This is a genomic window from Nocardia sp. NPDC005366, assembly GCF_040606855.1.
Taxonomy (GTDB): domain Bacteria; phylum Actinomycetota; class Actinomycetes; order Mycobacteriales; family Mycobacteriaceae; genus Nocardia.
In genome coordinates this window covers 90,346-117,183 of record NZ_JBEXFQ010000003.1, presented here as the reverse complement: position 1 = coordinate 117,183, position 26,838 = coordinate 90,346, and the positions used below count along the sequence as shown (strand labels likewise).

Annotated in this window: 21 protein-coding genes; 15 read left to right on the top strand and 6 right to left on the bottom strand. The window is 67.4% G+C overall.

Translation table 11 applies throughout. The features are described 5' to 3' along the window. Nucleotides 1-39 precede the first annotated feature (39 nt). From purB to ABZS43_RS04880, 3 genes are all read left to right on the top strand, one after another. Nucleotides 40-1,461, top strand: coding sequence for an adenylosuccinate lyase (purB, locus tag ABZS43_RS04890; protein ID WP_355034484.1), 1,422 nt, complete (start codon nt 40-42; stop codon nt 1,459-1,461). Nucleotides 1,462-1,543: 82 nt separating this feature from the next. Continuing rightward, entirely contained in the window at nt 1,544-1,972 is a 429-nt protein-coding gene (locus tag ABZS43_RS04885) for an HIT family protein (protein WP_355034483.1), read from the top strand. A 163-nt stretch (nt 1,973-2,135) separates the two neighbouring features. Further along, nucleotides 2,136-3,068 (top strand): alpha/beta hydrolase family protein, encoded by a 933-nt coding sequence (locus tag ABZS43_RS04880; protein WP_355034482.1) that lies wholly within the window; start codon nt 2,136-2,138, stop codon nt 3,066-3,068. A gap of 4 nt (nt 3,069-3,072) precedes the next feature. Here ABZS43_RS04880 and ABZS43_RS04875 read toward each other — a convergent pair whose 3' ends face one another. Next, the gene (locus ABZS43_RS04875; protein WP_355034481.1) at nt 3,073-4,167 is read right to left on the bottom strand and encodes a DUF2330 domain-containing protein; all 1,095 of its coding nucleotides are present in this window, start codon (nt 4,165-4,167) and stop codon (nt 3,073-3,075) included. 38 nt (nt 4,168-4,205) lie between these two features. On the opposite strand from ABZS43_RS04875, the gene ABZS43_RS04870 reads away from it, so the two are divergent. Beyond that, nucleotides 4,206-6,350 (top strand): S9 family peptidase, encoded by a 2,145-nt coding sequence (locus ABZS43_RS04870; protein ID WP_355034480.1) that lies wholly within the window; start codon nt 4,206-4,208, stop codon nt 6,348-6,350. A gap of 72 nt (nt 6,351-6,422) precedes the next feature. Continuing rightward, a complete protein-coding gene (locus ABZS43_RS04865) occupies nt 6,423-7,124 on the top strand; it encodes a DUF2334 domain-containing protein (protein WP_355034479.1) in 702 nt (233 codons plus the stop codon). A 129-nt stretch (nt 7,125-7,253) separates the two neighbouring features. Here ABZS43_RS04865 and ABZS43_RS04860 read toward each other — a convergent pair whose 3' ends face one another. Continuing rightward, on the bottom strand, nt 7,254-8,651 hold the full coding sequence (locus tag ABZS43_RS04860) for a glutamate decarboxylase (protein ID WP_355034478.1): 1,398 nt from the start codon (nt 8,649-8,651) through the stop codon (nt 7,254-7,256). A gap of 64 nt (nt 8,652-8,715) precedes the next feature. Here ABZS43_RS04860 and ABZS43_RS04855 point away from each other — a divergent pair, with 64 nt between their 5' ends. Together ABZS43_RS04855 and ABZS43_RS04850 are read left to right on the top strand one after the other, a co-directional pair. Further along, a complete protein-coding gene (locus ABZS43_RS04855; RefSeq protein ID WP_355034477.1) occupies nt 8,716-8,892 on the top strand; it encodes a hypothetical protein in 177 nt (58 codons plus the stop codon). A gap of 189 nt (nt 8,893-9,081) precedes the next feature. Next, complete coding sequence (locus ABZS43_RS04850; RefSeq protein ID WP_355034476.1) at nt 9,082-10,482, top strand: dipeptidase; 1,401 nt, start codon at nt 9,082-9,084, stop codon at nt 10,480-10,482. On the opposite strand, the gene ABZS43_RS04845 is transcribed toward ABZS43_RS04850, so the two are convergent. Next, nucleotides 10,464-11,135 (bottom strand): MBL fold metallo-hydrolase, encoded by a 672-nt coding sequence (locus tag ABZS43_RS04845; RefSeq protein ID WP_355034475.1) that lies wholly within the window; start codon nt 11,133-11,135, stop codon nt 10,464-10,466. The genes ABZS43_RS04850 and ABZS43_RS04845 overlap by 19 nt on opposite strands. A gap of 114 nt (nt 11,136-11,249) precedes the next feature. Here ABZS43_RS04845 and purS point away from each other — a divergent pair, with 114 nt between their 5' ends. From purS to ABZS43_RS04825, 4 genes are all read left to right on the top strand, one after another. Then, the gene (purS, locus tag ABZS43_RS04840) at nt 11,250-11,486 is read left to right on the top strand and encodes a phosphoribosylformylglycinamidine synthase subunit PurS (protein WP_355034474.1); all 237 of its coding nucleotides are present in this window, start codon (nt 11,250-11,252) and stop codon (nt 11,484-11,486) included. Next, a complete protein-coding gene (purQ, locus tag ABZS43_RS04835; protein WP_355034473.1) occupies nt 11,483-12,160 on the top strand; it encodes a phosphoribosylformylglycinamidine synthase subunit PurQ in 678 nt (225 codons plus the stop codon). Before purS ends, purQ begins: the two co-directional genes overlap by 4 nt. Nucleotides 12,161-12,304: 144 nt before the next feature. Next, complete coding sequence (locus ABZS43_RS04830) at nt 12,305-12,880, top strand: MarR family transcriptional regulator (RefSeq protein ID WP_355034472.1); 576 nt, start codon at nt 12,305-12,307, stop codon at nt 12,878-12,880. 417 nt (nt 12,881-13,297) lie between these two features. Beyond that, on the top strand, nt 13,298-14,596 hold the full coding sequence (locus ABZS43_RS04825; RefSeq protein ID WP_355034471.1) for a M18 family aminopeptidase: 1,299 nt from the start codon (nt 13,298-13,300) through the stop codon (nt 14,594-14,596). On the opposite strand, the gene ABZS43_RS04820 is transcribed toward ABZS43_RS04825, so the two are convergent. Continuing rightward, nucleotides 14,597-15,886 (bottom strand): glycosyltransferase 87 family protein, encoded by a 1,290-nt coding sequence (locus tag ABZS43_RS04820; protein ID WP_355034470.1) that lies wholly within the window; start codon nt 15,884-15,886, stop codon nt 14,597-14,599. It lies immediately after the preceding gene. A 349-nt stretch (nt 15,887-16,235) separates the two neighbouring features. On the opposite strand from ABZS43_RS04820, the gene purL reads away from it, so the two are divergent. The 4 genes from purL to ABZS43_RS04800 all read left to right on the top strand — a co-directional run bounded on the left by purL (nt 16,236) and on the right by ABZS43_RS04800 (nt 21,654). Continuing rightward, on the top strand, nt 16,236-18,530 hold the full coding sequence (gene purL / locus ABZS43_RS04815; RefSeq protein WP_355034469.1) for a phosphoribosylformylglycinamidine synthase subunit PurL: 2,295 nt from the start codon (nt 16,236-16,238) through the stop codon (nt 18,528-18,530). 190 nt (nt 18,531-18,720) lie between these two features. Then, nucleotides 18,721-20,499 carry an alpha/beta hydrolase gene (locus ABZS43_RS04810; RefSeq protein WP_355034468.1) on the top strand — a complete coding sequence of 593 codons (1,779 nt, stop codon included), beginning with the start codon at nt 18,721-18,723 and terminating at the stop codon, nt 20,497-20,499. Continuing rightward, nucleotides 20,496-21,230 (top strand): CPBP family intramembrane glutamic endopeptidase, encoded by a 735-nt coding sequence (locus ABZS43_RS04805; protein WP_355034467.1) that lies wholly within the window; start codon nt 20,496-20,498, stop codon nt 21,228-21,230. The genes ABZS43_RS04810 and ABZS43_RS04805 overlap by 4 nt, the downstream gene beginning before the upstream one ends. Before the next feature lie 34 nt (nt 21,231-21,264). After that, nucleotides 21,265-21,654, top strand: coding sequence for a sterol carrier family protein (locus ABZS43_RS04800; RefSeq protein ID WP_355034466.1), 390 nt, complete (start codon nt 21,265-21,267; stop codon nt 21,652-21,654). Nucleotides 21,655-21,664: 10 nt separating this feature from the next. Here the strand turns inward: ABZS43_RS04800 and ABZS43_RS04795 are convergent, their stop codons facing one another. Next, nucleotides 21,665-25,453 (bottom strand): ABC transporter ATP-binding protein, encoded by a 3,789-nt coding sequence (locus tag ABZS43_RS04795; protein ID WP_355034465.1) that lies wholly within the window; start codon nt 25,451-25,453, stop codon nt 21,665-21,667. Further along, nucleotides 25,450-26,805 carry an LLM class flavin-dependent oxidoreductase gene (locus ABZS43_RS04790; protein ID WP_355034464.1) on the bottom strand — a complete coding sequence of 452 codons (1,356 nt, stop codon included), beginning with the start codon at nt 26,803-26,805 and terminating at the stop codon, nt 25,450-25,452. Before ABZS43_RS04790 ends, ABZS43_RS04795 begins: the two co-directional genes overlap by 4 nt. Nucleotides 26,806-26,838: the final 33 nt, after the last annotated feature.

Genomic DNA, 26,838 nt, shown 5'->3' with positions numbered 1-26,838 from the left:
CATGAGCGCGATGGATCCGAGCGTCAGCGAGGTGCGGTCGTGAGTCTTGTTCCCAATGTTCTCGCCACCCGGTATGCCAGCCCTCAGCTGGTGCACCTCTGGTCACCCGAGAACAAGATCGTGCTGGAGCGGCGGCTGTGGCTCGAGGTGTTGCGGGCGCAGTCCGAGTTGGGCGTCGATATCCCGGACGGTGTCGTCGCCGATTACGAGCGGGTCATCGATCAGGTGGATCTGGCCTCGATCGCCGAGCGTGAACGGGTCACCCGCCACGATGTGAAGGCGCGCATCGAGGAGTTCAACGCGCTGGCCGGGCACGAACACGTGCACAAGGGCATGACGAGCCGCGACCTCACCGAGAATGTGGAGCAGTTGCAGATCCGGCTTTCGCTGGAACATGTGTACTCCCACGGCGTCGCCGTCGCCGCTCGGCTGGCCGAGCGGGCCGCCGAGTACCAGACGCTGGTGATGGCGGGCCGTTCGCACAATGTCGCTGCCCAGGCCACCACGCTCGGTAAGCGTTTCGCCTCGGCCGCTGATGAACTGCTGATCGCGCTGACCAGGGTGCGCGAACTCATCGACCGGTACCCACTGCGCGGTATCAAGGGACCGATGGGCACCGCGCAGGACATGCTCGACCTGCTCGACGGCGACGCGGAAAAGCTGGCCGCCATGGAACATCAGATTGCCCGGCATCTCGGTTTCGCGACCGTGCTGACCAGCGTCGGTCAGGTGTATCCGCGTTCCCTCGATCACGATGTGCTCTCGGCGCTGGTGCAGGTCGGCGCCGGCCCGTCGTCCTTCGCGCATACGATCCGGCTGATGGCTGGCCACGAACTGGTCACCGAGGGTTTCCAGCCGGGCCAGGTCGGTAGTTCGGCGATGCCGCACAAGATGAACACGCGTTCGTGCGAGCGGGTCAACGGCCTACAGGTGGTGCTCCGCGGCTACGCCTCGATGGCCGCCGAACTCGCGGGCGCGCAGTGGAACGAGGGCGACGTCTTCTGTTCGGTGGTGCGTCGCGTCGCGCTGCCCGACGCCTTCTTCGCGATCGACGGCATGATCGAGACCTTCCTGACCGTGCTCACCGAATTCGGGGCGTATCCGGCCGTCATCTCCCGCGAACTCGATCGCTACCTGCCGTTCCTCGCCACGACCAGGATGCTGATCGCCGCTGTGCGCGCGGGCGTCGGCCGGGAGACCGCCCACGAGGTCATCAAGGAACACGCGGTCGCGGTCGCGCTCGCCATGCGTGAGCAGGGGCGTGAACCCGATCTGCTGGATCGTCTCGCCGCCGACGCGCGCTTCCCGCTGGATCGTGCGGGACTCGACGCGGCGCTCGCCGATAAATCCGCGTTCATCGGTGCGGCCGAGGCCCAGGTCGGTGACGTGATCGCCGCCGTGCAGAAACTCGTGGACAGCTATCCCGACGCGGCCCGCTACACCCCGTCCCCGATTCTGTAATCGGATACGGCGCCACGGGTTTCCGTGACGGCGGCGACATTCGCGCGTCGTCGTCCCGGATGGTCCGGGTTAGGGTGCCGGGGTGAATCCGTACACGATCTTTGCCGATATCGTCGCCGGGCGTGCGCCCGCGTCCAAGGTGTACGAGGACGACGACGTGCTCGCGTTTCTCGATATCCGCCCGATGACGCCGGGACATCTGCTGGTCGTGCCGAAGGTGGCCGCGCGCGATCTGTCCGAACTCGATCCCGAGGTCGGGGGGAAACTGTTCAAGGTGGCGCAATTGCTGGCGGGGGCGCTACGGGATAGCGAGGTGGGCTGCGATGGGGTTAACTTCTTCTTGGCCGACGGAGCGCTGGCCGGGCAGGAGGTATTCCATGTGCACCTGCACGTCATCCCGCGCACAGCGGGCGACGGTTTCGGGTTACGTGGTCGCCCGACCAGCCCGCATCGCGTCGACCTGGACTATCTCGCGGGCTCGATCCGCGGCGCGCTCGATCGCCGAGGGTGATCCCGCGGCGCTTCCGTAGGCGTGGTTACGGACCGGAAAGTTTGCTACGGCGACGCTAGGGCGGCAATTCGCTCCCACGATACTGTCGCGTGGGTTACGTTGAGGGCTGCTGGCGTGTGGTGATGGAGGTGGGGACGTGCGGCCGGTCAAGGTTGCTGCTTCGATGCTGATGATCGCGGGCGCGCTGCTCGGTCCGGTGGTCGCGGAGCCCGCGACGGCCTCCGCCGCGCGAGTCGTCCGGATCGACGATGTGAGCCCGACCCGTTCGGAGGTCTTCATCGAATCGCCCGCGATGGGCCGAACCATCCAGGTCGACGTCCTACATCCGGCCGGTGGCGGCGATCGTCCGTCCTATTACCTGCTCGACGGACTCGATCCGGGTGTCGGGCAGAGCACCTGGCTCAATGCCACCGACGCGGAGGCGTTCTTCGCGGGCAAGAACCTGAACGTGGTGCTTCCGGTCGGCGGCCAGGCAGGCTACTACACCGATTGGCAGCAGGACGATCCGCATTTCGGCCGGTACCAGTGGGAAACCTTTCTCACCCAGGAATTACCTCCGATCATCGACGCCCGTTTCGACGGCAACGGCGTGAACGCCATCGGCGGGCTGTCCATGGGCGGTAACGCGGCCTTCATTCTCGCCGCGCGCAATCCTGGCCTCTATCGCGCGGTCGCGGGGTACAGCGCCTGCCCCGATACCGGGCTCGCCACCGGCGGGGTGATGTTCTCCATCGCCAATCGCGGCGGTAACCCCGCCAATATGTGGGGTCCGCCGGGCAGTGCGGCCTGGGCCGAGCACGACCCGTCGCTGATGGCAGACCGCTTGCGCGGCAAGACGATCTACCTGTCCACCGGCACGGGGGTGCCGGGTCCGCACGAGGCGGAGATCAAACCGCAGCTGGCCGAGAACATCGTCCTCGGCGGTCCGGTCGAGGTGGGGATCAACACCTGCACCGTCGCCTTCGACCAGCGCCTGCGCTCGCTCGGCATTCCGGCGCGGATCGAATACAGCTCCACCGGAACCCATTCCTGGTCCTACTGGCAGGACAAATTGCACGCCTCCTGGCCCACCATCGGCCCCGCCATCGGGGCCTGATCCCTCAGGAAGGTCTGCGGACCACGCGGACGACGGCGAAAAGCACCAGCGCCGCCGCGAGGGACACGACACCGAGAATCACTGTGCCCGCGGGGAATCCGAATAATTCGACATATTCGATATCGGTGACGCGTCGACGATACGTCTCATCGCCCGGCGCGGCGGCGAAGACGAAATCCGTGGTGATCGAGGCGGGGTGGTGGATGCCGACGGAGAGTTCGGTCAGGTAGTCGTTGCCGCCTCCGGTCAGCTCCCTGAGTTCCTGATCCTCGATATCGCCGATGCGGCCGGCGAATTCGACGCCGTTGTACTGCGTGCCCGCGTCGGCGTCGGTGCGTTGCAGGCGATGAGCACCGAGCAGATAGAGCCGCACGGTCTGTGGACTTTCGGCCGCGCGCGACATGCGCATGGGATAGACGAAACGATCCGAATCGAAGGTCAGCCGGATCGGATCGAGTGCGCCCGTGAGCGTTCCGGCGCCGGTGAGTTTGACGGCGACGAACGACCAGTTCTCGCGCAGATAGGGGTCGAGGGTAGCGGTCACCTCCGGTTTCATCTCGTACCCGTTGGCGCCCAGCCAGTTTCGCAAACCGTCCAGGCTGCCGCCGGAGAGTGTGGTCGCCTCGATCGGTCCGAGCCGCACCTGCTCGAGGATCGTCGGCCCGCGGCCGGGCGGCGCCGCGGCCGAGGTCTCGCCGCCGCCGTCGCCGGCGAACCAGTGCCGCTCGGTGACGATCTCGGGTGCGGTCAGGCGTGCCAGTTCGGGGAAGGTTCCGGCCGAGCCCGCGCTCACTCGCGCTGGGGTCGGCGTCGGCACGATCAGCGCGGCGTGGTCGGTGCCGGACTCCAGGGCGAGCCGCATCACGATGGTCTCGCGACGTCCGTCCCATCCCGCCAGCGCCACTTCGTCGTGCACGGTGGCCGAATTCCCCGGACTGACCACGCCGCCGCAGGCACAGGCGGCGGCGGGCGCGAATGCGCCGAAACCCACCGCGGACAGCAGTAGCGCGGCGGTCGCGGCGAGGCGAACGGCGATATGGGTGCGCATTCCGCGAGAATAGTTGGCCGCGCCGCCGTCGGTGTGGAGTCCGCTCGTCATCCGGAGGGCGGGAACGGGGAAACAGTAGGGTAGTTCGCATGTCTGTCGAGAGTGTGGTGGCGGCGCCGATCGCCAAGACGGTGCCGACCGAACGGGTGCATCACGGCGACGTCTTCGTCGACGAATACGAATGGCTGCGGGATAAGGAGAATCCCGAGGTCATCGCCTACCTGGAGGCGGAGAACGCCTACACCGAGGCGCGGACCGCACATCTGGGCGGGCTGCGGGATGTGATCTTCGACGAGATCAGGTCACGCACCCAGGAGACCGACCTCTCCGTGCCGACTCGGATGGGCGAGTACTGGTACTACTCGCGCAGCTTCGAGGGTAAGCAGTACGGGGTGCACTGCCGGTGCCCGATCGACGCCGCCGCCGAGGGAATCGACGCGTGGACCCCGCCTCGATTGGAAGCGGGTACCGAGGTCGCGGGGGAGCAGGTGCTGCTCGACAGCAATCTGCTGGCCGAAGGACACGGGTTCTTCGCACTGGGCGCGTTCTCGCTCAGCCACGACGGCACGTTGCTCGCCTACTCGGTCGACACCGTAGGCGACGAGCGCTACACGCTGCGCTTCAAGGATCTGCGCACCGGTGAACTGCTCGGCGACGAGATCGCGGGTACCGCGCCCGGCGCGACCTGGTCGTTGGACGGGACGCACGTCTTCTATCAGACCGTCGACGAATCCTGGCGCCCCGATACCGTCTGGCGCCATCGTCTCGGCACCGCGACCAACGCCGATGTGAAGGTTTTCCACGAGCCCGACGAGCGCTATTGGGTGAGTATCGGCGCCACCCGCTCGGAGAAGTACCTGATGATCTGGGTCGGATCCAAGATCACCACCGAGGGCTGGGTACTCGAATCCGATAATCCCGAGGGCGAATTCCGGGTCATCCTGCCGCGCCGCGAAGGCGTCGAATATTCCGCCGAACACGCGGTGATCGGCGGCGAGGATCGGTTGCTGATCCTGCACAACGATGTCGTGGACGGGGTGAAGGCGGAGAATTTCGTGCTCGCCGACGCCCCCGTCGCCGATCCGTCGAATATGACCCTGTTGATCGCCCATCGCGACGACGTGCGGCTGGAGGATGTCGACCCCTTCTCCGATCACCTGGTGCTGAGTTACCGCCGCGAGGCGCTGACCAGGGTCGCGGTCTGGCCGTTGACCGACAGCGGATACGGCGAACTGCGCGAGCTCGAATTCGATCTGGAATTGTTCGCCGTCGGCCCGGGCGCCAATCCGGAATGGGAGCAGCCGACCCTGCGGATCGGGCTGACCTCCTTCATCACCCCGATGCAGGTCTTCGATTACGTGCCGGCGACCGGCGCGCTGCTGTTACGCAAGGAGCAGCCGGTGCTCGGCGGCTACGACGCGACCGATTATGAGCAGCACCGTGATTGGGCCATCGCCGAGGACGGTACGCGGGTTCCGATCTCGCTGGTGCGGAAGAAGGGTCTGCCCGAAGGACCGAAACCGCTGCTGCTCTACGGATACGGCTCCTACGAGGCCAGTATGGATCCCTCCTTCTCGGCATCGCGGCTGTCGCTGCTGGATCGCGGCATGGTGTTCGCGGTCGCGCATGTGCGCGGCGGCGGTGAGATGGGCAGGCTCTGGTACGAGCACGGCAAAACCCTCACCAAGAAGAACACCTTCACCGATTTCGTCTCCTGCGCACGGCATCTCATCGATTCCGGGGTCACCGTCGCGGACCGTCTGGTCGCCGACGGCGGCAGCGCGGGCGGGCTGCTGATGGGCGCGGTCGCCAATCTCGCGCCCGAACTGTTCACGGGCATCCTGGCCAACGTCCCGTTCGTCGACCCGCTGACCTCCATTCTGGATCCGTCGCTGCCGCTGACCGTCATCGAATGGGACGAATGGGGTAATCCGCTGGCGGACAAGGATGTCTACGACTACATGAAGTCCTACGCCCCGTACGAGAATGTCGAGGCCAAGGACTATCCCGCGATTCTGGCGATCACCAGCCTGAACGACACCCGTGTCCTCTACGTGGAACCGGCCAAATGGATCGCCAAATTGCGCGCGACCAAGACGGGGGATTCTCCGCTGCTGCTCAAGACGGAGATGAGCGCGGGCCACGGCGGTGTCAGCGGCCGGTACGAGAAGTGGAAGGAAGTCGCGTTCGAATACGCGTGGGTGCTCGACACCCTCGGCCTGACGGATAAGTAGTGCCGCCGCGAGTTCGTCGCGTCGTCATGTCCGCTGCATGTCCGCGTCATATCGACCTGACACCGTGGGACCATGAACGCCGAGCTGCTCGTGTCCGTGTCGGGTATCCGGGACACCACCCGAGATGCCGCGATCGAATTCGCCGCCGAGATGGATCGTCGCGATGTACGGCTCTCGCTGCTGGTCGCGCCCCGGCTGAAGGGTAAGTACCGGCTGGTCGATGATCCCGCGACGCAGAGCTGGCTGCGCGGGCGGCGGGCCAGGGGCGATGCCATCGTGCTGCACGGCTATGACCAGGCCGCCACCAAACGGCGTCGCGCCGAATTCTCCGCCCTGCCAGGGCACGAGGCACGGCTGCGGTTGACGGCCGCGGATCGGGTGATGGAGCAGGTCGAACTGCGCACCCGGCTGTTCGCCGCGCCGCGCTGGGACGCCTCGGCCGGGGCCATCGAGGCGCTGCCCTCGGTGGGTTTCCGGCTGGCGCTCGGCCTGACCTCGGTGCTGGATCTGGAACGCAATACCGCGCAGCGCGCCAGGGTGTACGGCATCGGCGAGGGTTTCCGCGCCGAACCGTGGTGGTGCCGCGCGCTGGTGATGGGCGCGGCCCGCACCTCCCGGCGCGGGGGCATTCTGCGCCTGGCGGTCTCGGCCGCCCAATTGCAGCGTTCGGGTCCACGCCAAGCCATGATCGACGCCGTCGATCTGGCCCGCTATCACGGCGCTACCAGCGAGGTCTATCGCTGGGAGCCGCTCGCCGCCGCTCGGGCGGCGTAGAAGACGCCGCCCTGTGCGGTGTGGTCGGCGACGTCGCGGGTGGATCCGGTCGGGACCACCCTTGCGGACGCCCGATCGGCGCCGCCGCCCGGAACAGGCGTGAACGGGCGGCGGCGTGCGGCGGCCTGATCAGCCCCGCACCGGGGTGGCCCGTTCGCTGGGGACGGCCGCGGTCGCCGTATGTGTGAAACCGCCCGCCTCGGCGCTGGACAGACCGAGTGCATGTTTGGACAGCATGGTCAGGCAGCGATCCATGTCGGCGAGGAGCAATTCCACCATGTCGTGGGTGAAGCCGTGCCGGATCACCGCGCGCATGATCGTCTCCCCGCCCCGGTCGGCGGGCAGCGGATAGGCGGCGACCAGCCAGCCGCGGCTGCGCAGCCGATCCGACAGGTCGTAGAGGTTGAAACTCTGCTCCCCGCGCAGTCGCCACGACACCGCGGCGATGCCACGCCGCGGATCACCGTCGTGGATCATCTCGAAAAGTCCGGTCGCGTCCAGGCCGTCGGCCAAATACTTTGCCACCCTATAGATCTCGGCTTGCACCCGCGTGTAGCCGGTGCGACCGAGCCGGATGAAATCGTAGTACTGGGTGATGGCCTGTCCACCCGGCCGGGAGAAATTGAGATTGAAGGTGGCCATGGAACCGCCGAGGTAATCGACATCGAAGATCAGTTCCTCGGGCAGGTCGGCGGGCTCACGCCAGATCGCCCAGCCCGCGCCGAGCGGGGCGAGGCCGGTCTTGTGGCCGGAGGCGTTGATCGATTTCACCCGGGGGAGGCGGAAATCCCACACCAGATCGGGTGCGCAGAACGGCGCGAGGAAACCGCCGCTCGCGGCGTCGACGTGCAGGGGGATGTCGTGGCCGGTGGCGGCCTGGATATCGTCGAGCGCCTCGCTGATCCCCGCGACATCCTCGAACAGGCCGGTGAAGGTCTGCCCGAAGGTGGGTACCACCATGATGGTGTTCGCGTCGCAGTAGGCGGCGATATCGTCGGGATGCATGGTCAGACGATCGCCGCGCAGCGGGATCTGGCGGATCTCGACGTCGAAGTAGCGCGCGAACTTCTCCCAGCAGACCTGCACCGGCCCGCAGACGAAATTCGGTGCGCCGGTACCGCCGCGTTTGCGCCAGCGGAATTTGGCGGCGAGCCCGCCGAGCATGGCCGCTTCGCTGGAACCGGTGGTGGAGGTGCCGATACCCGCCGCCGGATCGGGAGAATTCCACAGGTCGGCGACCATCCGCACGCCGCGCTGCTCGAGTTCCGCCGTCTGCGGGTACTCGTCCTTGTCGACGATGTTCTTGTCCAGTGATTCGGCCATCAGTCTGCGGGCGTAGTCGTCGCTCCAGGTGGTGCAGAATGTCGCCAGATTCATCCTGGACACGCCGTCGAGCAGCAATTCGTCGTGCACGAGCTGATAGGCCACATCCGGGAACATCTCCGTCTCGGGAAACCCGGCGCGGGGAGCGCCGTGCTGTAGCCCGGCCATGGCGAACAGATCGTCGGCTTCGATATCTTCGGGCATCTCGCCTCCAGAGCGCGTTCGCGGAGAATATTTGCCGGGTCTGTGCCCTCTGTGCGCCGACCCGATGAAACTGATTGTCTTGCTTGCCTATCAATACCACACGATGTGTTGCTCGATGATCGCTATTTACTTCATGGAGGTGGTGATGGGGCCGCGGGCCGCAGACGGTGCGACCCGATCGTTTTCGATTGCCGGCTCATCGCTCGGCATCGCGTGCGACACGGACCGCGCGGTCCGCTGAATCGAACCGAAGGATCGAACGGTCCATGCCAGAGTGAATCGACGGCGAACCCGAGGCCGTTGGGTGCGTGCTGGATCATGGGAACGGCCACCGCGACCCACCGCGACTCACTGCCCAGGTCGGCTCGGCGGTCGTCCGCGGCGCGTGGAAGATTCAACGTTGAACGATACGACGAAGTGAGGGGCCGACATGACTGGCGATGATCCGCATACCGCCGAGTTGCGCGGCCGGGTCCGCGCGCTGATGAAGAATGCGAAACAGGATCTCGCGCAGCTGGTTTCGTTCAAATCGGTGGCCGATCCCCGGCAGTTCCCCGCCGAGGAATGCGAGAAGACCGCCCAGTGGGTGGCCGACGCCTTCGCCGGAGTCGGACTGACCGATGTCGGCCTGCACGAAACGCCCGACGGCAGTAAGGCGGTCATCGCGCGCAGGCCCGCGCCGCCCGGCGCGCCGACGGTGCTGCTGTACTGCCACTACGACGTGCAGCCGCCGCTCGATGACGGAGCGTGGCGCACTCCGGTGTGGACGCTGACCGAGAAGGACGGTCGCTGGTACGGCCGCGGCAGTGCCGACTGCAAGGGCAATATCGTGACTCAACTGACCGCGTTGCGCGCGTTGCGTGAGGTCTGCGGCGACGATTTCCCGGTCGGGATCACGCTCGTCGCCGAGGGATCGGAGGAACAGGGCACCGGTGGCCTGGAGGCTTTCGTGCCCGACCACGCCGACCTGCTGCGCGCCGACGCCCTGTTGATCTGCGACAGCGGCAATGTCGCCGTCGGCGTGCCGACCTTCACCGAAACCCTGCGCGGTAACGTCAATGTCGTCGTCACCATCGAAACCCTCGCGGGCCCGGTGCACTCCGGCATGTTCGGCGGCGCGGCGCCGGACGCGCTGGCCGCCCTGATCCATCTGCTGGCCACCCTGCGGGACGAGCGCGGCAATACCACGGTGACCGGTCTGCCCAACGATCAGAAATGGGCGGGGGTGCGATACCCGGACGACCAGTTCCGCGGCGACGCGGGTGTTCTCGGCGGAGTCGGCCTGACCGGTGACGGCACCGTCGCCGATATGCTCTGGGCCCGGCCCGCGCTGACGGTGCTCGGCATCGACGCCCCGAATGTCGTCGGCTCCTCCGCAGCGATCCAGCCCTCGGCCCGGGCCCGGCTGAATCTGCGCATCCCGCCCGGCATCGACCCGGACGTGGCGCTGACAGCGCTCACCGCACACCTCGAGACGAATACGCCGTGGCACGCGAAGATCACGGTGACCACCGAGGCGACCGGCGCGCCGTTCAGCTCGAGCTCCGGCGGACCGGCCCGCGCCGCGATGGAGGCGGCGCTGGCCGCGTCCTACGGGCGCGCGACCACCACCCAGGGGCAGGGCGGTTCCATCCCGCTGTGCACGGTATTCGCCGACACCTACCCGGACGCCGAAATCATGCTGCTCGGCGTCGAGGAACCGCGCTGCCTGATCCACGCCCCCAACGAAAGCGTCGACCCCTCCGAAATCGAGCGCGTCGCCCTGGCCTTGGCGCTGTTCCTCACCCGCTTCGGCGCCGATGGCGGCTGGGATCAGCCGGTCGGTCCCTGATCCGACGTCGCGAATTCGCGAGCGTCCTCGGGGGCGATGACGGTGAATTCCGTTGCGGCCGGACCCATCTCGGAGAGTCGTCCGAAATAGATGCCCCTGGCCTCCGGCGCGAGGATGCCGAAGTGGATGGGCAGGGCGGTGCGGGGGGCGACGGCGCGCAGGTAATCGACGGCCTCGCTGATACGCATCCACGGGGCCGCCGCCGGAATCGCCAGCACACCCACCGGGGTGGAAGGAACCCACAGCGAATCGCCGGGGTGGACCAGCTGGGACGGGTCCTGCGCGGTGCCGAGCTGGAAGACGGTGTTATCGACCACCGGAATCTCCGGGTGGATCACCGCGTGCCTGCCGCCACCGCCGGTGATCCGCAGATCGCCGAGTTCGATGACCGCGCCCGCGTGCACCGCCTCCCACGCTTCGCCGCGCAGCGCGGCCGTCTGCGGGTCGCAGAACAGTCGCGCGCCGGGATTGGCGTCGATCAGGGCCTCGATACGCTGCGGGTCGATGTGATCGGGATGCTGGTGGGTCACCGCGATGGCGTCCAGGCCGGTGATGCCTTCGAATCCGTGCGAGAAATTGCCCGGATCGAACAACACCTTCTTGCCGTGCAACTCGACGAGGATGCAGGAGTGGCCGAAGTGAGCTATTCGCATGGAGCCATGCTATTGGCGGCGTGCCCATTCGCACCCCACCCCGCACGGGGTTCGAACAGCGACGGCGATTAGGATTCGCTGGTAACCCCCCGAATACCACTTGAGGAGCAACGCGTGGCAAAGGTCGTGGTCGAGGTGATGCCGAAGGCCGAGATCCTGGATCCGCAGGGACAGGCCATCGCCGGTGCGCTCCCGCGTCTGGGATTCGCCGGAGTCTCGGAAGTACGGCAGGGCAAGCGGTTCGAACTCGATGTGGACGACAGCGTCAGCGATGCCGAACTCGAGCAGATCGCCGAAGCGCTGCTGGCCAACACCGTTATCGAGGAGTGGAAGGTGGTCCGCGTCTCATGAGCGCGCGGATCGGAATCATCACCTTCCCCGGGACGCTCGACGACGTCGACGCGGCCCGTGCGGTCCGGCGCGCCGGCGCCGAAGCGGTGAATCTGTGGCATGCCGACGCCGATCTCAAACAGGTCGACGCCGTCGTCGTTCCCGGCGGCTTCTCCTACGGTGACTACCTTCGCGCGGGCGCCATCGCCCGATTCGCGCCGGTCATGGGCAAAGTCGTCGAAGGCGCGCGACAGGGTCTGCCGGTGCTCGGCATCTGCAACGGCTTCCAGGTGCTGTGCGAAGCGGGGCTGCTGCCCGGCGCGCTGACCCGCAACGAAGGTCTGCATTTCATCTGCCGCGACGAGTGGCTGAAGGTGGAGTCGGTCGGCACCGCGTGGACCTCGCGCTACGAACCCGGTGCGCAGATCCTGATTCCGCTGAAATCCGGCGAAGGCCGGTACCAGGCATCGGCCGAAGTGCTCGATGAGCTCGAAGGCGAAGGGCGCGTGGTGTTCCGGTACGCGGGTGAGAACCCCAACGGATCGCAGCGCGGAATCGCCGGGATCGCGTCGGCCAACGGACGTGTCGTCGGGTTGATGCCGCATCCGGAGCATGCCACCGAACCGCTGACCGGGCCGAGTGATGACGGTATGGGACTTTTCCTCTCGGTGCTCGACAGCCTGGTAGCCGTGTAGTTCGGCGGCCTCGGGGCCCGCGCCTCGTCTGCTCGGCCGCGATCGTCTCGCGCCGTGCGGGCGGGGCGATGCTGCGGGGCGTGGATCGCGCGTCCGAGAACACCTGTACCGCTGTCGATTTCGGGAACCGCCGGGGCGATCGCGGTGTCGTGGGGGAGCGAGGATATCGCCGGGGGCCTGTCGCGTGACGATGTCGAGAATGTCCCCGGTGCGGTCTGGGCTCTCGCCGAACGCGGCTATTCGGTACTCTGCTTCTCGTTCGAGCGAATTCATGGCGGGCGGGAAATTATGACGACCATTGTAAGCGGATATTCCACGCTGCATGGTGCACTGCGGGCCGCGGAGCGTCGCTGGCTGCGTCACCTCGATGCCGCATTGTGTGCGAAACAGCTTTCGGCCGACCAGTGGACAATGTTGTCTAATTTGTCCACTGAGGCTGGTGTGACGATGAGTGAATTGGCATCGCGGTCGCAGTTGCCACCGTCATCGGCTACCCGGCATGCGGACTATCTCGCCGAACGCGGATTGATCTTCAGGGTGGCCGCCGAGGAGGATCGGCGCCGAATCCTGATCGGGCTCAGTAATCTCGGCGCCGATCTCGTCGCAGCGGTCAGGACCGAGGAAATACGTGCTGAGCAGGTATTGCAGGCACGCATGGGGGTGCGTCGCTACGGCGAGTTGATGCGTCTGCTCGATCTCGTTGCGGCCAGTCCGGAGTAGTTCCTCGCGGTATTCGCCGGTCCGGGAGAAGGTCTGACGTATTCATCGGATGAATTAGCCGGGGCGAATTACAGATTGTCCGATTCGTCGGCTGCGGGAGGATTTTGTTTCGGGTCATGCGGGTGTGCGGAGCTTATGTCCGGATCCGGATGAGGTCACGATGATCGGCAATCAGGAATGTGCACAATACACATCCCGGGCCGTTTGCGTCGTGAAATATTAACCGGACCAGCTCATTTCGACGGTTTCATATTGAGGATTCGTTCTGCTGATCTCGTTGCGAGTACGAATGCGCGCCCGAAGATGATCGGGTGGTGTCTGTGAAACCGGGTTCGGATTTGTCGCGGCTCGTGTCGTATCCGGCGCTGAGCGGGTGGTCGATGGGACGACCGGTCGGCTGTGCCTAGGATCGCCTGCATGCCGGTTTCGACTACATCCGCCACCGCGAGTGGGCTGTGCTCCTTCATCGACGAGTCGCCGTCGCCGTTCCACGTCTGCCGGACCGTCGCGCGCGAACTGGACGAGCAGGGTTTCACCCGGTTGCCGGAATCGGCGTCCTGGCCGCAGGGCAAGGCGGGGAAACATTACGTGGTGCGCGGCGGGTCACTGGTGGCATGGGCCACCGCGCACGCGCGGGATGCGACGCCCTTCCGTGTGGTCGGCGCGCATACCGACAGTCCTAATCTGCGGGTCAAACAGCAGCCCGATTACGTGGTGGCGGGCTGGCAGATGGTCGGGCTGGAACCCTACGGCGGCGCGTGGCTGAACTCCTGGCTGGACCGTGAACTCGGGATTTCCGGACGGCTGAGCGTGCGTGAAGGAAATACCGTGCGCGACACACTCGTCCGTATCGATGAACCCATTCTGCGGGTGCCCCAGCTCGCGATCCACCTTTCCGAGGATCGCCGCGGTGTCACCCTCGATCCGCAACGGCACGTGAACGCGGTGTGGGGCATCGGGTCCGAGCCGCGCTCGTTCCTCGCCTACGTCGCGGAGCACGCGGGGGTGTCCGCCGGTGATGTCCTCGGGTGGGAGTTGATGACCCACGATCTGACGCCGAGCCGCCTCATCGGTCGTGACGCCGATCTGGTCAGCGCGCCGAGGCTGGACAACCAGGGCACCTGCTACGCGGGCCTGCGCGCCTTCCTCGCGGCGGTGGACGCACCCGGTGCGGCGATTCCCGTGCTGGCGATGTTCGATCACGAGGAGGTCGGCAGCCAGTCCGACCGTGGTGCGCAATCGGATCTGCTGCCGACGGTGCTGGAGCGGATCGTGCTCGGACGCGGGGGCGGTCGCGCCGAATTCCTCGCCGCGCTGTCCGGGTCGGTCTGCGCCTCGGGCGATATGGCCCACGCCACCCACCCCAACTACGCGGACCGGCACGAACCCGCCCACCGCATCGAGGTCAACGGCGGTCCGGTGCTGAAGGTCAACCAGAATCTGCGCTACGCCACCGACGCGGCGGGCGCGGGCGCGTTCGCCCTGGCCTGTGCGCAGGCGGGAGTTCCGCTGCAGCGCTACGTCCACCGCGCCGACCTGCCATGCGGTTCGACCATCGGCCCGATGACCGCCGCCCGTACGGGGATGTCCACCGTCGATGTCGGCGCCGCGCAACTCGCCATGCATTCGGCGCGCGAGATGATGGGGGCCGACGATGTGGTCACCTACGCCGCCGCCTTCGCCGCCTTCCTCAGCCCCGTCGGAGACGAGGCATAGTCACGCGGCCGCGGTTTCGGGGTCCCTGTCGAGGACAGGGCGATAGGTGAGGACCGCCGCGACGAAAACCGCCAGGGTGGCGATGACGTAACTGCTGCCGATGAGCTGCTGCCACCACGCCCATTCGAGTTCGAGGTCCTTCGAATGCGGCAGCAGCCACTGCGGGCCGATGAGGAACAGCACCGTCAACGCGCCGACAGTGCCGAGATACCAGCGATCACGCCTGCCCCGCACGATGCTGTCGGCGGCGACGACAAGCGCGGGTGCCACCCACACCCAGTGGTGCGACCACGACACCGGCGAGACCAGAAGCACGGCCGCGGCGTTCACCAGCAGCGCCGCCACCGTCGCGCCCGCATCGATCAGCCTGCGCATCCAGACCGCGGCGAGGGCGACGGCCACCAGCGACAGCGTGATCCAGATCAGGGTGGCCAGCGAGTCGGAGACCCCGAGCCGGAAGGCCATGCCCTTGATGGACTGGTTGCCCGCGAAATAGGGCGGGCCGATGCGGCCGGTATCGGCGAGTGTGTCGAACCAGTACTCGACCGAATCCTTGGGGAAGAGCAGGAAACCGAGGCCGACGGCGGCGATGGCGGAGGCCACCAGGGTGCCCGCGGCCTTCCAGTCCCGGCGCAGCAGGAAATACAGCAGATATCCGGCGGGGATCAGTTTCACCGAGACCGCGATGCCGATCAGCATGCCGCGCGGCCAGAAGGGCTTGCGCACCAGGCAATCCAGGGAGATCGCCGCCATCAGCACCAGATTGATCTGCCCGAAACCGAAGGTCTGCCGCACCGGCTCCAGGAAATTCGCGAAGGCGACCACCCCGATCACGAGGGTGAGAGAGCTCATGCGGTCGAGGCCGGGGCGGATCCGGGACAGCACCAGCCAGATGGCGATACTCAGGCTCGCGATGTTGGTGACCACCACCAGCACCTCGGCCACGTGGAGCGGCATGAGCGCCAACGGCGCGAAGAACAACGCGGCCAGCGGGGGATAGGTGAAGGGCAGTCCGATGCCCATGACGGGCGGCATCGGGCCGTAGAGTTCGCCGCCGTCGAGCCAGACCCGCGCGCCGTTGCGGTAGACCAGCAGGTCGATATAACCGTTCCACCAGTGCACGAGCAGGGAGACGAGTACCGAGACGGCGAACAGTCCGATGGCGGCGAGCAGCCAGCGCGTCCGGTGCGCGGAGAACGGCGACTGTCCCTGCGACGCGGCGTCGGCGCGTGCCTGATCCGCGGCTGCCGACCCGTCGGCCGAATGGACAACCCCCGCTCGTTCCGTCACGCCGCACAGCGTATCGGGGGGCAATGAGGTCCCGGCGTCCGGTCTGATTCCGCAATCGACGGCAACGGCGGGGTTATCGCGCCGCTGACCGGCGAATCGGTGACCGGTGACCACGGGCGCGGGGCCGCAGAGCAATAGTTCAGCGATCAGGGCGGATCACCGCGACGGGTGTGACGGACTCGTGCGGGGCACTCAGGTGCGGGCGGGCGACGTCCTCCCTCTAGACTGAGGCCAGGCATCTCGCCGCAGCCCAGTGACAACGCTCGTCGCTCCGTTGGGTTCGCCCGCCACCCCGCCGGCTCCGCCGGCTTGCCGACCCCCTGCCCGGCCGAAAGGACCCTGGTACTCCGTGACTCCGCAGGTCGACACCGTCAGCGCAGCCGCAGCATCTCCCGATACCCCGCAACCGTACAAAGAGCTGGGCCTCAAGGACGACGAATACGCCCGCATCAAGGAAATCCTCGGTCGCAGGCCGACGGATGCCGAACTGGCGATGTATTCGGTGATGTGGAGCGAGCACTGCTCCTACAAATCCTCGAAGGTGCACCTGCGCTACTTCGGCCAGACCACCACCGAACAGATGCGGGCTTCGATGCTCGCGGGTATCGGTGAGAACGCCGGCGTGGTCGATGTCGGCGACGGCTGGGCGGTCACCTTCAAGGTGGAGAGCCACAATCACCCGTCCTACGTCGAGCCCTACCAGGGTGCCGCCACCGGCGTCGGCGGCATCGTGCGCGACATCATGGCCATGGGCGCTCGGCCCATCGCCGTCATGGATCAGCTGCGTTTCGGCGCGGCGGACGCGGCGGACACCCGGCGCGTGGTCGACGGTGTCGTACGTGGCGTCGGTGGGTACGGCAATTCGCTCGGCCTGCCGAATATCGGCGGCGAAACCGTCTTCGACGCGTCCTACCAGGGCAATCCGCTGGTGAACGCGTTGTGCGCCGGTGTGATGCGGGTCGAGGATCTGCACCTGGCCTTCGCGTCCGGCACGGGTAACAAGATCATTCTGTTCGGCGCGCGTACCGGCCTCGACGGCATCGGCGGCGTTTCGGTGCTCGCCTCGGATACCTTCTCCGGCGACGAATCCGGCGGGGGGCGTAAGAAGCTGCCGAGCGTGCAGGTCGGCGATCCGTTCACCGAGAAGGTGCTCATCGAGTGCTGTCTCGAGCTGTACGCGGCCGAACTCGTCGTCGGCATCCAGGATCTCGGCGGCGCCGGACTGTCCTGTGCCACCTCCGAACTCGCTGCGGCCGGTGACGGCGGCATGCATATCGATCTGACCAAGGTGCCGCTGCGCGCGACCGGTATGACTCCCGCCGAAATCCTTTCCAGCGAATCGCAGGAGCGGATGTGCGCGGTGGTCACCCCCGAGAATGTGGACGCCTTCATGGCGGTCTGCAAGAAGTGGGATGTGCTGGCCACCGTGATCGGCGAGGTCACCGACGGCGAACGCCTCGTCGTCACCTGGCACGGTGAAACCGTCGTCGACGTGCCGCCGCGCACCGTCGCCCACGAGGGCCCGGTCTACGAGCGTCCGGTGCGGCGACCGGACGAGCAGGACGCGCTGATCGCCGACACCCCGGACCGGCTGTCGCGCCCGAAGACGGCCGACGAACTGCGCGCCACCCTGCTGCAGATGATCTCCAGCCCGCAGCTGTGCAGCCGCAAATGGATCACCGAACAGTACGACCGCTACGTGCGCGGCAATACCGTGCTGGCCGAACACGCCGACGCCGGTGTGATCCGCATCGATGAGGAGACCGGCCGCGGCATCGCGCTCGCGACCGACGCCTCGGGCCGCTACACCAAACTCGACCCCTACACCGGCGCACAGCTGGCGCTGGCCGAGGCGTACCGCAATGTCGCCACCACCGGCGCGACGCCGAAGGCCGTCACCAACTGCCTCAACTTCGGTTCCCCGGAAGATCCCGGCGTGATGTGGCAGTTCCAGCAGGCCGTGCGCGGACTCGCGGATGGCTGCGTGGCCCTTGGCATCCCGGTCACCGGCGGCAATGTCAGCTTCTACAACCAGACCGGTCAGGACGCCATTCTGCCGACGCCGGTCGTCGGCGTGCTCGGTGTCATCGATGACGTGCACCGGCGCATCCCGACCGGACTCGGCCTCGAACCGGGGGAAACGCTGATCCTGCTCGGCGACACCCGCGACGAATTCGGCGGATCCATCTGGTCCCAGGTCGCCCACGATCATCTGGGCGGCGTACCGCCGAAGGTCGATTTCGCGCGCGAACAGCTGCTGGCCGAAATCCTCACCGCGGGTTCGCGCGACGGCATGATCAGCGCCGCGCACGACCTGTCCGAGGGCGGTCTCGCGCAGACCGTGGTCGAGGCCGCGCTCGCGGGCGAAACCGGTTGCCGCATCCTGCTTCCCGAGGGCGTGGACCCGTTCGTCGCGCTGTTCTCCGAATCGGCGGGCCGGGTGCTCGTCGCGGTGCCGCGCACCGAGGAGACCCGTTTCACCAAGATGTGCGACGCCCGCGGGCTGCCGTGGGTGCGGATCGGCGTTGTCGATCAGGGTTCGGATTCGGTCGAGGTGCAGGGGCAGTTCTCGGTCCCCCTGGCGCAACTGCGTGCCGCGTACGAGGGCACGTTGCCGAAACTGTTCGGGGCGGGCGCGATCTGACCGGGCCCGGGTAGTCAGGGAACGTCTTCGCGACGGCGCCGTCGAACCGACGGCGCCGTCGCGTGTTTCTTCGGTCCGACGCCGGGGTGGGCGCGCCCGGGTGCGTCTTCGGATGTGATCTAGGTCGAAACCCAGCGCGCGGCGGTCCGGGCGGGGCACCATGTCCGTGACCGCCCGCCATACTGGTCGAATGCTCCGCACCGCCACCACACTCGCGAAGCTGCGTGCGCGCGGCGTCGTGGCGGTCCGGCGCATCGAGGACGTCATCGACCTGAACTACGTCGGCCTTGTGGTCGCGACCCTGTTCTTCGCCCTGTCGGTGACGCCGTCGCTGGTGCCGAGGGACTGGATATTCCAGGGGCTGATCAGCGGTGTCAACGCGGCACTCGGTTACGGTCTCGGCTGTCTGCTCGAATGGCTGCACCGGACCTGGATACGGCCGTGGGTGCGGCGCTGGATTCTGCCGAGACTTCGGCTGTGGCTGCCGAGGTTCACCTTCACCGCCCCGCCGACCCGGGTCGAGTACGCGGTCAAATCCGCTGTCCTGTTCGCCTGTGCGCTGAGCGCCGGGCTCATGCTGGTGCAATCGGCCAGGTGGCAGCGCGAGATCACCGCGCTGATGGGGATGGAGGGCACCGATACCGCCGCCTATCTGCGCACCGGACTGCTCAGTCTGTCGGTCGGCGTCGTGGTCGTCGCGGTCTACCGGACGGTCCGCGAGATCGTGCTGTTCCTGGCCCATCACCTCAACCGCTGGGTGAAGGTGCCGCGCGAGCTGGCGCCGACGGCGGGCATCCTGGTGCTGGTCGTGCTCACCGTGACGTTGTTCAACGGTGTCGCCTCGCGCGCGTTCTTCGCGGCCGCCAATTCGGCGTTCAGCGTGCGCAACGATCACAACTCGCCCAATGCCGTGCAGCCGCGACAGCCGGAACGTTCGGGCAGCCCGCAGTCGCTGGCGAAATGGGAGACGCTGGGATTCGAGGGCCGCTGGTTCGTCTCGCACGGCCCGAGTGCCAGCCGGATCGCCGCCGTGACCGGTAAACCCGCTCGGGAGCCGATCCGGGCCTACATCGGACTCGAGTCCGCCCCCGAAGGCGGGAATCAGGCGCAGTTGGCCGTCGACGAACTCGAACGTACCGGCGCGTTCGACCGGAAGGTGATCGTGGTGGTCACGACCACCGGCACCGGCTGGGTCAACTCCATGGCGGCCGGGTCCATCGAATACATGTACGGCGGCGATACCGCCGTGGTCGCCTCGCAGTATTCGTATCTGCCCAGTGCGCTGTCGTTCCTCGCGGACCGAGGCAAGGCCGCCACCGCGGGCAGGGAACTGTTCGACGCGGTATACGAGCACTGGTCGGTCCGGCCGGAAGGGCAACGCCCGCGACTGTTCGTCTACGGCGAGAGTCTCGGTTCGCAGGGTTCGGAGGCGGCATTCGACGGATTGGCCGATCTGCGGGCCAAAGTGGACGGAGCGCTGTGGGTCGGCCCGCCGAATTCGAATCGGCTGTGGGAACAGTTGATCTCGCGTCGTGATCCGGGGTCGCGGGAGGTCGAGCCGGTCTACGCAGACGGCCTCGTCGTCCGATTCGCCGCCGACAGCGCCGATCTGGGCAGGCCCGCCACCGAATGGCGCACGCCGCGCATCGCCTACCTGCAGCACGCGTCGGATCCCATCGTCTGGTGGTCTACGGATCTGATCTTCTCGCGACCGGATTGGCTCTCCGAACCGCGCGGATCGGATGTCTCCACGCAGATGCGCTGGTGGCCGTTCGTCACGTTCTGGCAGGTCGCCGCCGATCTCACCAATGCCCAGGGCGTCGCCGACGGCCATGGGCACAGGTACGGCAGTTTGGTACTCGACGGCTGGGCGGCCGTCGCGCAGCCGCCCGACTGGAATCCGGAACTGGCCGAGAAGGTGCGGTTCCAGCTGGAGTCGGCGGAGGATTTCGAGCGGGTCACCAAATGAGCATCACGAAAGTGATTGCCGCTGTGGCTATTCCGCTGCTCTGGAACAATACGTTGCTGCCGCACCTTCGCTTGGACCAGCGCGGGCGCACCGTTGCGCACGCAGCCTTCGCGACGGGGTACGCGGTGATGCTGGGTGGCCACCCGAATTGGGGTTCGCCACGAGGTGTGCGCTACGGGCTGGCTTCCACGGCGGCGGTGAGTGCGGGATACGCTGTCGCGCTCGCAATTCCGGCGATTCGCGATCGGCTCGCGGAATTCGGCGAGCGCGGACGGATCGTCGAGGCCGCGTTTGGCGACGGCCCTGTTGTCGACGGCCCTGTTGTCGACGACGTGGCCGCCGATGACGTGGCCGCCGATGACGTGGCCGTCGGTGGCGCCGTCATCGACCCCGCCGAACGGGTCGTCGTCCATATTCCCATCGGCACCGTATACACCGAGGAACTGATCTTCCGCGCCACGCTGGATCCCCTGTTGGACAGCGCCTTGGGACCTCGCGTCGGCACCGTCGCCGCCGCCGCCACTTTCGGCCTCTGGCATATCCACCCCGCGCGCGTCGCCGGGGACAGCGTGATCGCCACCGTCGCGGCGACGACCCTGGGCGGTCTGGTCTTCGCGACACTTGGCCGCCGCGCCGACAGCGTTACCGCACCCGCGCTCCTGCACTTCGCCCTCAATGCGGGCGGTGTCGTCGCGCCCTTGCTGGCCGAGCGGCGGCGTCCGGCGGGATAGTCGATGGGCTTGTCCGCTCGGTTACTGTCGAACCGTGGTGCGAGCAGTGGATCCGATCGAGTTGCGGACCGCCGTGGGGGCGGTGAGCGCGTGGTTGCTGGAGGACACCGCGGATACGCCGGGCCGGGCCGAGTTGGGCGCGGCGGTGCGCGCCACGGCGCGCACCTTGGCCGCGACCGCGCCGGGTCACGCGGTGGAAGTGCGGGTTCCGCCGTTCGTCGCGGTGCAGTGCATCGAAGGACCACGCCATACCAGGGGGACGCCGCCGAATGTGGTGGAGACAGACTCGCGTACCTGGCTGCTACTGGCCACGGGTCTGCTGGAATTCGATCAAGCCGTCCGCGACGGCGCGGTCTCGGCGTCGGGCAGCCGAGCGAGCGAGGTGGCACGCTGGCTGCCCGTCGTCGCGCCCGTAAACGGCTGAAGAGGCCGGCTCAGGTCGCGTTCTGGGCTTCACGCACCGGCGTGACCGGCTCGGGTTCGTCCCCGACGTAGGCCGCCCAGAGATCCCGGTAGGGCCCCGCCACGGCCAGGAGTTCGCCGTGCGTCCCGACCTGGAGCAATCCGCCCGCGCCGACCACGGCGACGAGGTCTGCGCCGGCCGCGGTGGCCAATCGGTGCGCGACCACGATGGTGGTGCGACCCGCGGTGAGCACGTCGACGGCGGCGCGCACCTTCGCCTCGGTCGCCAGATCGAGGGAGGCGGTGGCCTCGTCCAGGATCAGGATGTCGGGTTCGACCAGCTGGGCGCGCGCGAGCGCGAGCAGCTGACGCTGCCCGGCCGACAGACTGCGCCCGTGTTCGCCGATGGGCTGGTAGTACCCGTGTTCGAGTGCCGCGATCATCTCGTGTGCGCCGACCGCCCGTGCGGCCCATTCGATCTCGGCGGGGGTCGCGTCGGGCTTGCCGTAGGCGATGGCGGCGCGCACGGTATCGCCGAACAGGAAGGGCTCCTGCGGGACGACGCCGAGCCGCTTGCGGAAATCGCGCAATCGGTAGCGGCGCAGATCCACTCCGTCCACGAGTACCGAGCCCTCGGTCGGGTCGTAGAAGCGCGCGATCAGTTTGACGAGGGTGGATTTGCCCGCTCCCGTCTCGCCGACCAACGCGACGGTCTGCCCGGCCGGAATACGCAGGTCGACGCCGGTGAGCACCCGCGCGGACCCCGGCTCGTAGGCGAAACCCACACCGCGCAACTCGATCTCGCCGTCGAGTTCGGTGACGGCGAGCGCCTGCGGATCGTCCGGTGTCGTCTCCTCGGTGCGGAACAGTTCGCCGAGCCGGTCGACGCCGACCACGGCCTGTTGATAACTGTCGAAAACCTGCGACAGCTGCTGGATCGGCGCGAACAGCAGGTCGATGTAGAGCAGGAAGGCGATCAGGGTGCCGACGGTGATCATCTCGTCGCGGACCTGGTGCACGCCGACGGCCAGTACCGCCGCGGTGGCGCAGACCGACATCAGTTCGATGAGCGGGAAGAACACCGCCATCAGCACCTGGCTGCGCAGCCGCGCGGTGCGGTAGGCCCAGGAGCGCCGCTCGAATTCGGTCTGGTTGCGGTCCTCGCGCCGATAGGCCTGCGTCACCTCGATGTTGTCGACGTTCTCCTGCAGGTAGGCGTTGACCGCGCTGACGCGTTCGCGCGCCAGGTTGTAGGCCGGGATCGAGGCGCGGCGGAAGAGCACTGTCGCCACCGCGAGCAGCGGCAGCATCACGAGGACAACAGGCGCGAGGTCGACATCGACCACGAGCAGCGCGACGACGACACCGCCGATGGTGAGGGAGCTGGTGAGCGCGGTCGCCAGACCGGTCTGCAGGAAGGCGGACAGTCCGTCGACGTCGGTCGTCATCCTGGTCATGATCCGGCCGCCGAGCTCACGCTCGTAGTAGCGCAGGCCGAGCCGCTGCAGATGCGCGAAGGTTTTGACCCGCAGCCCGAACAGCAACCGTTCACTCGCACGTCCGGCCACCCGCACCTGAGCGATAGTGAGCAACCAGTCCACCGCGGTCACGAGCAGGGCCAGCGCGGCGGCGGTGATCAGGACCTCGCGGGCGCCGACGAGGACACCGTGGTCGATGCCGTAGCGGACGAGGAAGGGAATCAGGATCTGGGCCAACGCGTCCAAGGCGACGAGTCCGAGCCCGGCCAGCAGCGGCCAGCGGAACGGGCGCAGCAATCGCGCCAGCGAGAACTCCGGATCCGGTGTGTGCGAGAAGGTTTCGGGGACCTCGGGCTCGCCGCGCAGTGGCGGCAGCCGGTCGATGAGTTTCTGCACATCGCCGCTTGGCGGCGCGGCGGCCATCATGCCGCCGCCCGCGCCCGCACGGCCGAGGCCGGTGGGCGCGCCCGCGGCGCGCTGGGCGAAGGCCGTCGCGGCCTGTTCCAGCGCGCGGGTCGCCGAATCGTCGTCGGATTGGGTGGGTTCCACCCACAGCACGGCCGTCGGTTGTCCGGCGGCGCTGTCGCGGTCGACGCCGATTCCGGCCACCTCCGGCGGGGTGAACAGCGCGTGGAAGAGTTCACCCGAGCCGCGTAGTTGTTCGAGGGTGCCGGATTCGGCGATGCGACCGCCGTCGAGTACCGCGACCCGGTCGGCCAGTGCGAGCGTCGAGATGCGATGTGCGACGACGATTGTCGTGCGGCGGCGCACTTCGGCGGCGATCCTGGCGAAGATCTGCTCCTCGATCCTGGCGTCGATGGCCGAGGTGGCGTCGTCGAGGACGAGGACGGGCGCGTCGGTGATCAGCGCGCGCGCCAGCGCGATGCGCTGCCGTTGTCCGCCGGACAGTCGCTGGCCGCGTTCCCCGATCCTGGTATCGAGTCCGTCGGGGAGACCGCGGACGAAATCGTCGGCGGCGGCGAGATACAGGGCGTGCCAGACCCGGTCGTCGTCGGCCTCGGGCACGCCGTAGGCGACGTTGGCTCGCACGCTGTCGGCCATCAGATGGGTGTCCTCGAACACCATCGCCACGCGGGCACGCACATCGGGCAGCGCCCTGATATCGGTTCCGTCGAACAGCACCGCGCCCTCGTCCGGGACGAACAGGCGTGGCACCAGGTGCACCAGTGTGGATTTACCGCTGCCCGCGCCACCGGCGAGCGCGACGGTGCTGCCGGATTCGATCGACAGATCCACTCCGTCGAGAACCGTGGTGGTGCCGAAGGCGAAACGCACACCGCGGAATTCGATGGCAGGCGGCGCGGTATTCGGTTCGGTCGCTCGCACCGGTTCCCGCGGCGGCGCGGGAGCCTCGATCACCTCCCGCACCCGGTCGAGCGAGGCCCGGCCCTGCTGGCTCACGCTCAGCAGCATGGAGAACTGCCTGATCGGGCTGACGAAGGTGCCGAGATAGGTCATGAAGGCCAGGAAGGTGCCCAGCGATACCGACTGACTCAGCGCGAGCAGCCCGCCGGCGACGAGGATCAGCGCCTGACCCGCCGCGGGCACGGCCTGCATGGCCGGGGTGAATCGGCTGGTGATCCGGGTGACGCGCATCCGGGATCGGTACAGGTCGCGCGCGGCGGCGGTCAGCCCGGCGAGTTCGTGCTGTTCCTGGCCGAACCCTTTCACGACTCGCACGCCTGCCACCGCCGCCTCCACGCGCATGGCGACTTCGGCGGCTTCGGCCTGGGTATCCCAGTTGGCCGGGAAGAGTTCGCGCTGACTGCGTCTGGTGATGGTCCACAGCGCGGGCACTACCAGCAGGGCGATCACGGTGAGCGGCGGTGACATCACCGCCATCAACACCAGCGCGGCGATGAGCAGCGCGACATTGCCGAAGACGATCGGAATTAACTGCAGGAACATCTGGATCAGCGTCACGTCGGTGATGGCGCGGCTGACCACCTGTCCGGTGCGCAGTTCCGCTTGTGCGCGCCCGTCCAGACGCAGCAACGCCGCGAACACGTCGCGGCGCAGGTCGTGCTGGACACCGAGCGAGAGTTGCGAGGAACTCACGCGCCGGATGAATGATGCGCCGAAGCGCACCAGCCCGATACAGAGCAGCAGCAGCGACCACGGCAGCACCGAGGCCGCGGTCGTCGTCAGGGTGTCGACCACGTGCCGGACGATGAGAGGCAGTGCCGCGGTGAGCAGTGCCGCGCCGAGCGCACCGGCCACCGCCGCCGCCACCAGGCGAGGATGCGCCAGGCAGCGGCGTGCGAGGTAACGGAGCCAGCCGGTTTCGCGCCCGGTCGAAGCGATCGCTTCGGCGTCGCTCATCGGGCGGTCACGAGCGTGCCCGCCGCGTCGAACTGGTTGACCGGCCGGTCCAGACCGTAGTGGCCGCGCAGTGTGGTCTCGGTGTACTCGGTGCGGAACAGGCCGCGCTCCTGCAGGATCGGCACTACCTGGTCCACGAAACGTTCCAGCCCCGATGGCAGTACCGCGGGCATGATGTTGAATCCGTCCGCCGCGCCCTGCCGGAACCAGTCCTCGATGGTGTCGGCGACCTGGACCGGTGTGCCCGCGAAGGTGCGGTGCCCACGTCCTCCGCCGAGTCGCGCGATCAGTTGACGCACGGTCAGTCGTTCGCGTCTGGCCAGATTCACGATCAGGGTGAAGCGGCTCTTCGCCCCTTCGATCTCGTCCTCGGAGGGCAGATCGGCGGGGAGTTCGCTGTCGAGATCGAGTGCCTCCAGCGGGAGATCGAAACGTTCGGCCAGCTGGCGGTGCGCGAACTCCGGCGAAATCAGCCGCGCCAGTTCATCGTCCAACGCGCGGGCCTCCTGCTCGGTATCGCCGATGACGGGCACGATACCGGGCAGAATCTTGATGGTGTCGGGATCTCTGCCGAGCGACCGGGCTCGCTCCTTCAGGTCGGTGTAGAACGCCGAGGCGTCCTCCAGCGTCTGCTGCGCGGTGAAAACGGCTTCGGCGTAGCGGGCGGCGAAATCCTTTCCGTTCTCGGAGGATCCGGCCTGCACGAGCAGCGGATATCCCTGCGGCGAGCGCGGCACGTTCAGCGGGCCTTCGACCTTGAAGAATTCCCCGTGATGGCCGATCTTGCGGACCTTCTCGGCATTGGCGTGAATACCGAGCGCCTTGTCGGCGATCACCGCGTCGTCGGCCCAGCTGTCCCACAGTTTGGTGGATACCTCGACGAATTCGGCGGCCTTCTCGTAACGCTGCTTGTGCTCGGGGGTTTCGTCGAGGCCGAAATTGCGCGCCGCGTCCGCTCCGGCGGTGGTGACGATATTCCAGCCCGCGCGCCCATTGCTCACCCAGTCCACCGAGGCGAATCGGCGCGCCAGGTTGTACGGATCGTTGTAGCTGGTGGACGCGGTAGCGATCAGACCGATCCGGCTGGTCTGCACGGCGACCGCGGTCAGGATGACCGTCGGTTCGAGTTTGCCTCCCGGCCTGCGCCCGGGATCGCCCATCAGCGAAGGAGAATCGGCGAAGAAGATCGAATCGAGTTTGCCGCGTTCGGCGGTGCGCGCCAATTCCACGAAGTAGTCGATATCGACGTGGGCGTGCGGATCGCTCTCGGGCAACCGCCAGGCCGCTTCGTGATGGCCGACCGTCATCAGGAAGGCGTTGAGATGGAGTTGTCTGCCGTTCTGACCTGACATATTTCGGTTCCTTTCACACAGTTGCCGGGGCGA

Excerpts from the sequence above, each read along its gene's own strand:
- ABZS43_RS04875 (WP_355034481.1), bottom strand. The coding sequence starts at position 4,167 with ATGACGAGCGGACTCCACACCGACGGCGGCGCGGCCAACTATTCTCGC.
- ABZS43_RS04860 (WP_355034478.1), bottom strand. The coding sequence starts at position 8,651 with ATGCCCGAAGATATCGAAGCCGACGATCTGTTCGCCATGGCCGGGCTA.
- ABZS43_RS04870 (WP_355034480.1), top strand. The coding sequence starts at position 4,206 with ATGTCTGTCGAGAGTGTGGTGGCGGCGCCGATCGCCAAGACGGTGCCG.
- ABZS43_RS04825 (WP_355034471.1), top strand. The coding sequence starts at position 13,298 with ATGCCGGTTTCGACTACATCCGCCACCGCGAGTGGGCTGTGCTCCTTC.
- ABZS43_RS04795 (WP_355034465.1), bottom strand. The coding sequence starts at position 25,453 with ATGAGCGACGCCGAAGCGATCGCTTCGACCGGGCGCGAAACCGGCTGG.
- ABZS43_RS04845 (WP_355034475.1), bottom strand. The coding sequence starts at position 11,135 with ATGCGAATAGCTCACTTCGGCCACTCCTGCATCCTCGTCGAGTTGCAC.
- ABZS43_RS04805 (WP_355034467.1), top strand. The coding sequence starts at position 20,496 with ATGAGCATCACGAAAGTGATTGCCGCTGTGGCTATTCCGCTGCTCTGG.
- ABZS43_RS04790 (WP_355034464.1), bottom strand. The coding sequence starts at position 26,805 with ATGTCAGGTCAGAACGGCAGACAACTCCATCTCAACGCCTTCCTGATG.
- ABZS43_RS04880 (WP_355034482.1), top strand. The coding sequence starts at position 2,136 with ATGCTGATGATCGCGGGCGCGCTGCTCGGTCCGGTGGTCGCGGAGCCC.
- purQ (WP_355034473.1), top strand. The coding sequence starts at position 11,483 with ATGAGCGCGCGGATCGGAATCATCACCTTCCCCGGGACGCTCGACGAC.
- ABZS43_RS04850 (WP_355034476.1), top strand. The coding sequence starts at position 9,082 with ATGACTGGCGATGATCCGCATACCGCCGAGTTGCGCGGCCGGGTCCGC.
- ABZS43_RS04865 (WP_355034479.1), top strand. The coding sequence starts at position 6,423 with ATGAACGCCGAGCTGCTCGTGTCCGTGTCGGGTATCCGGGACACCACC.
- ABZS43_RS04855 (WP_355034477.1), top strand. The coding sequence starts at position 8,716 with ATGAAACTGATTGTCTTGCTTGCCTATCAATACCACACGATGTGTTGC.
- ABZS43_RS04810 (WP_355034468.1), top strand. The coding sequence starts at position 18,721 with ATGCTCCGCACCGCCACCACACTCGCGAAGCTGCGTGCGCGCGGCGTC.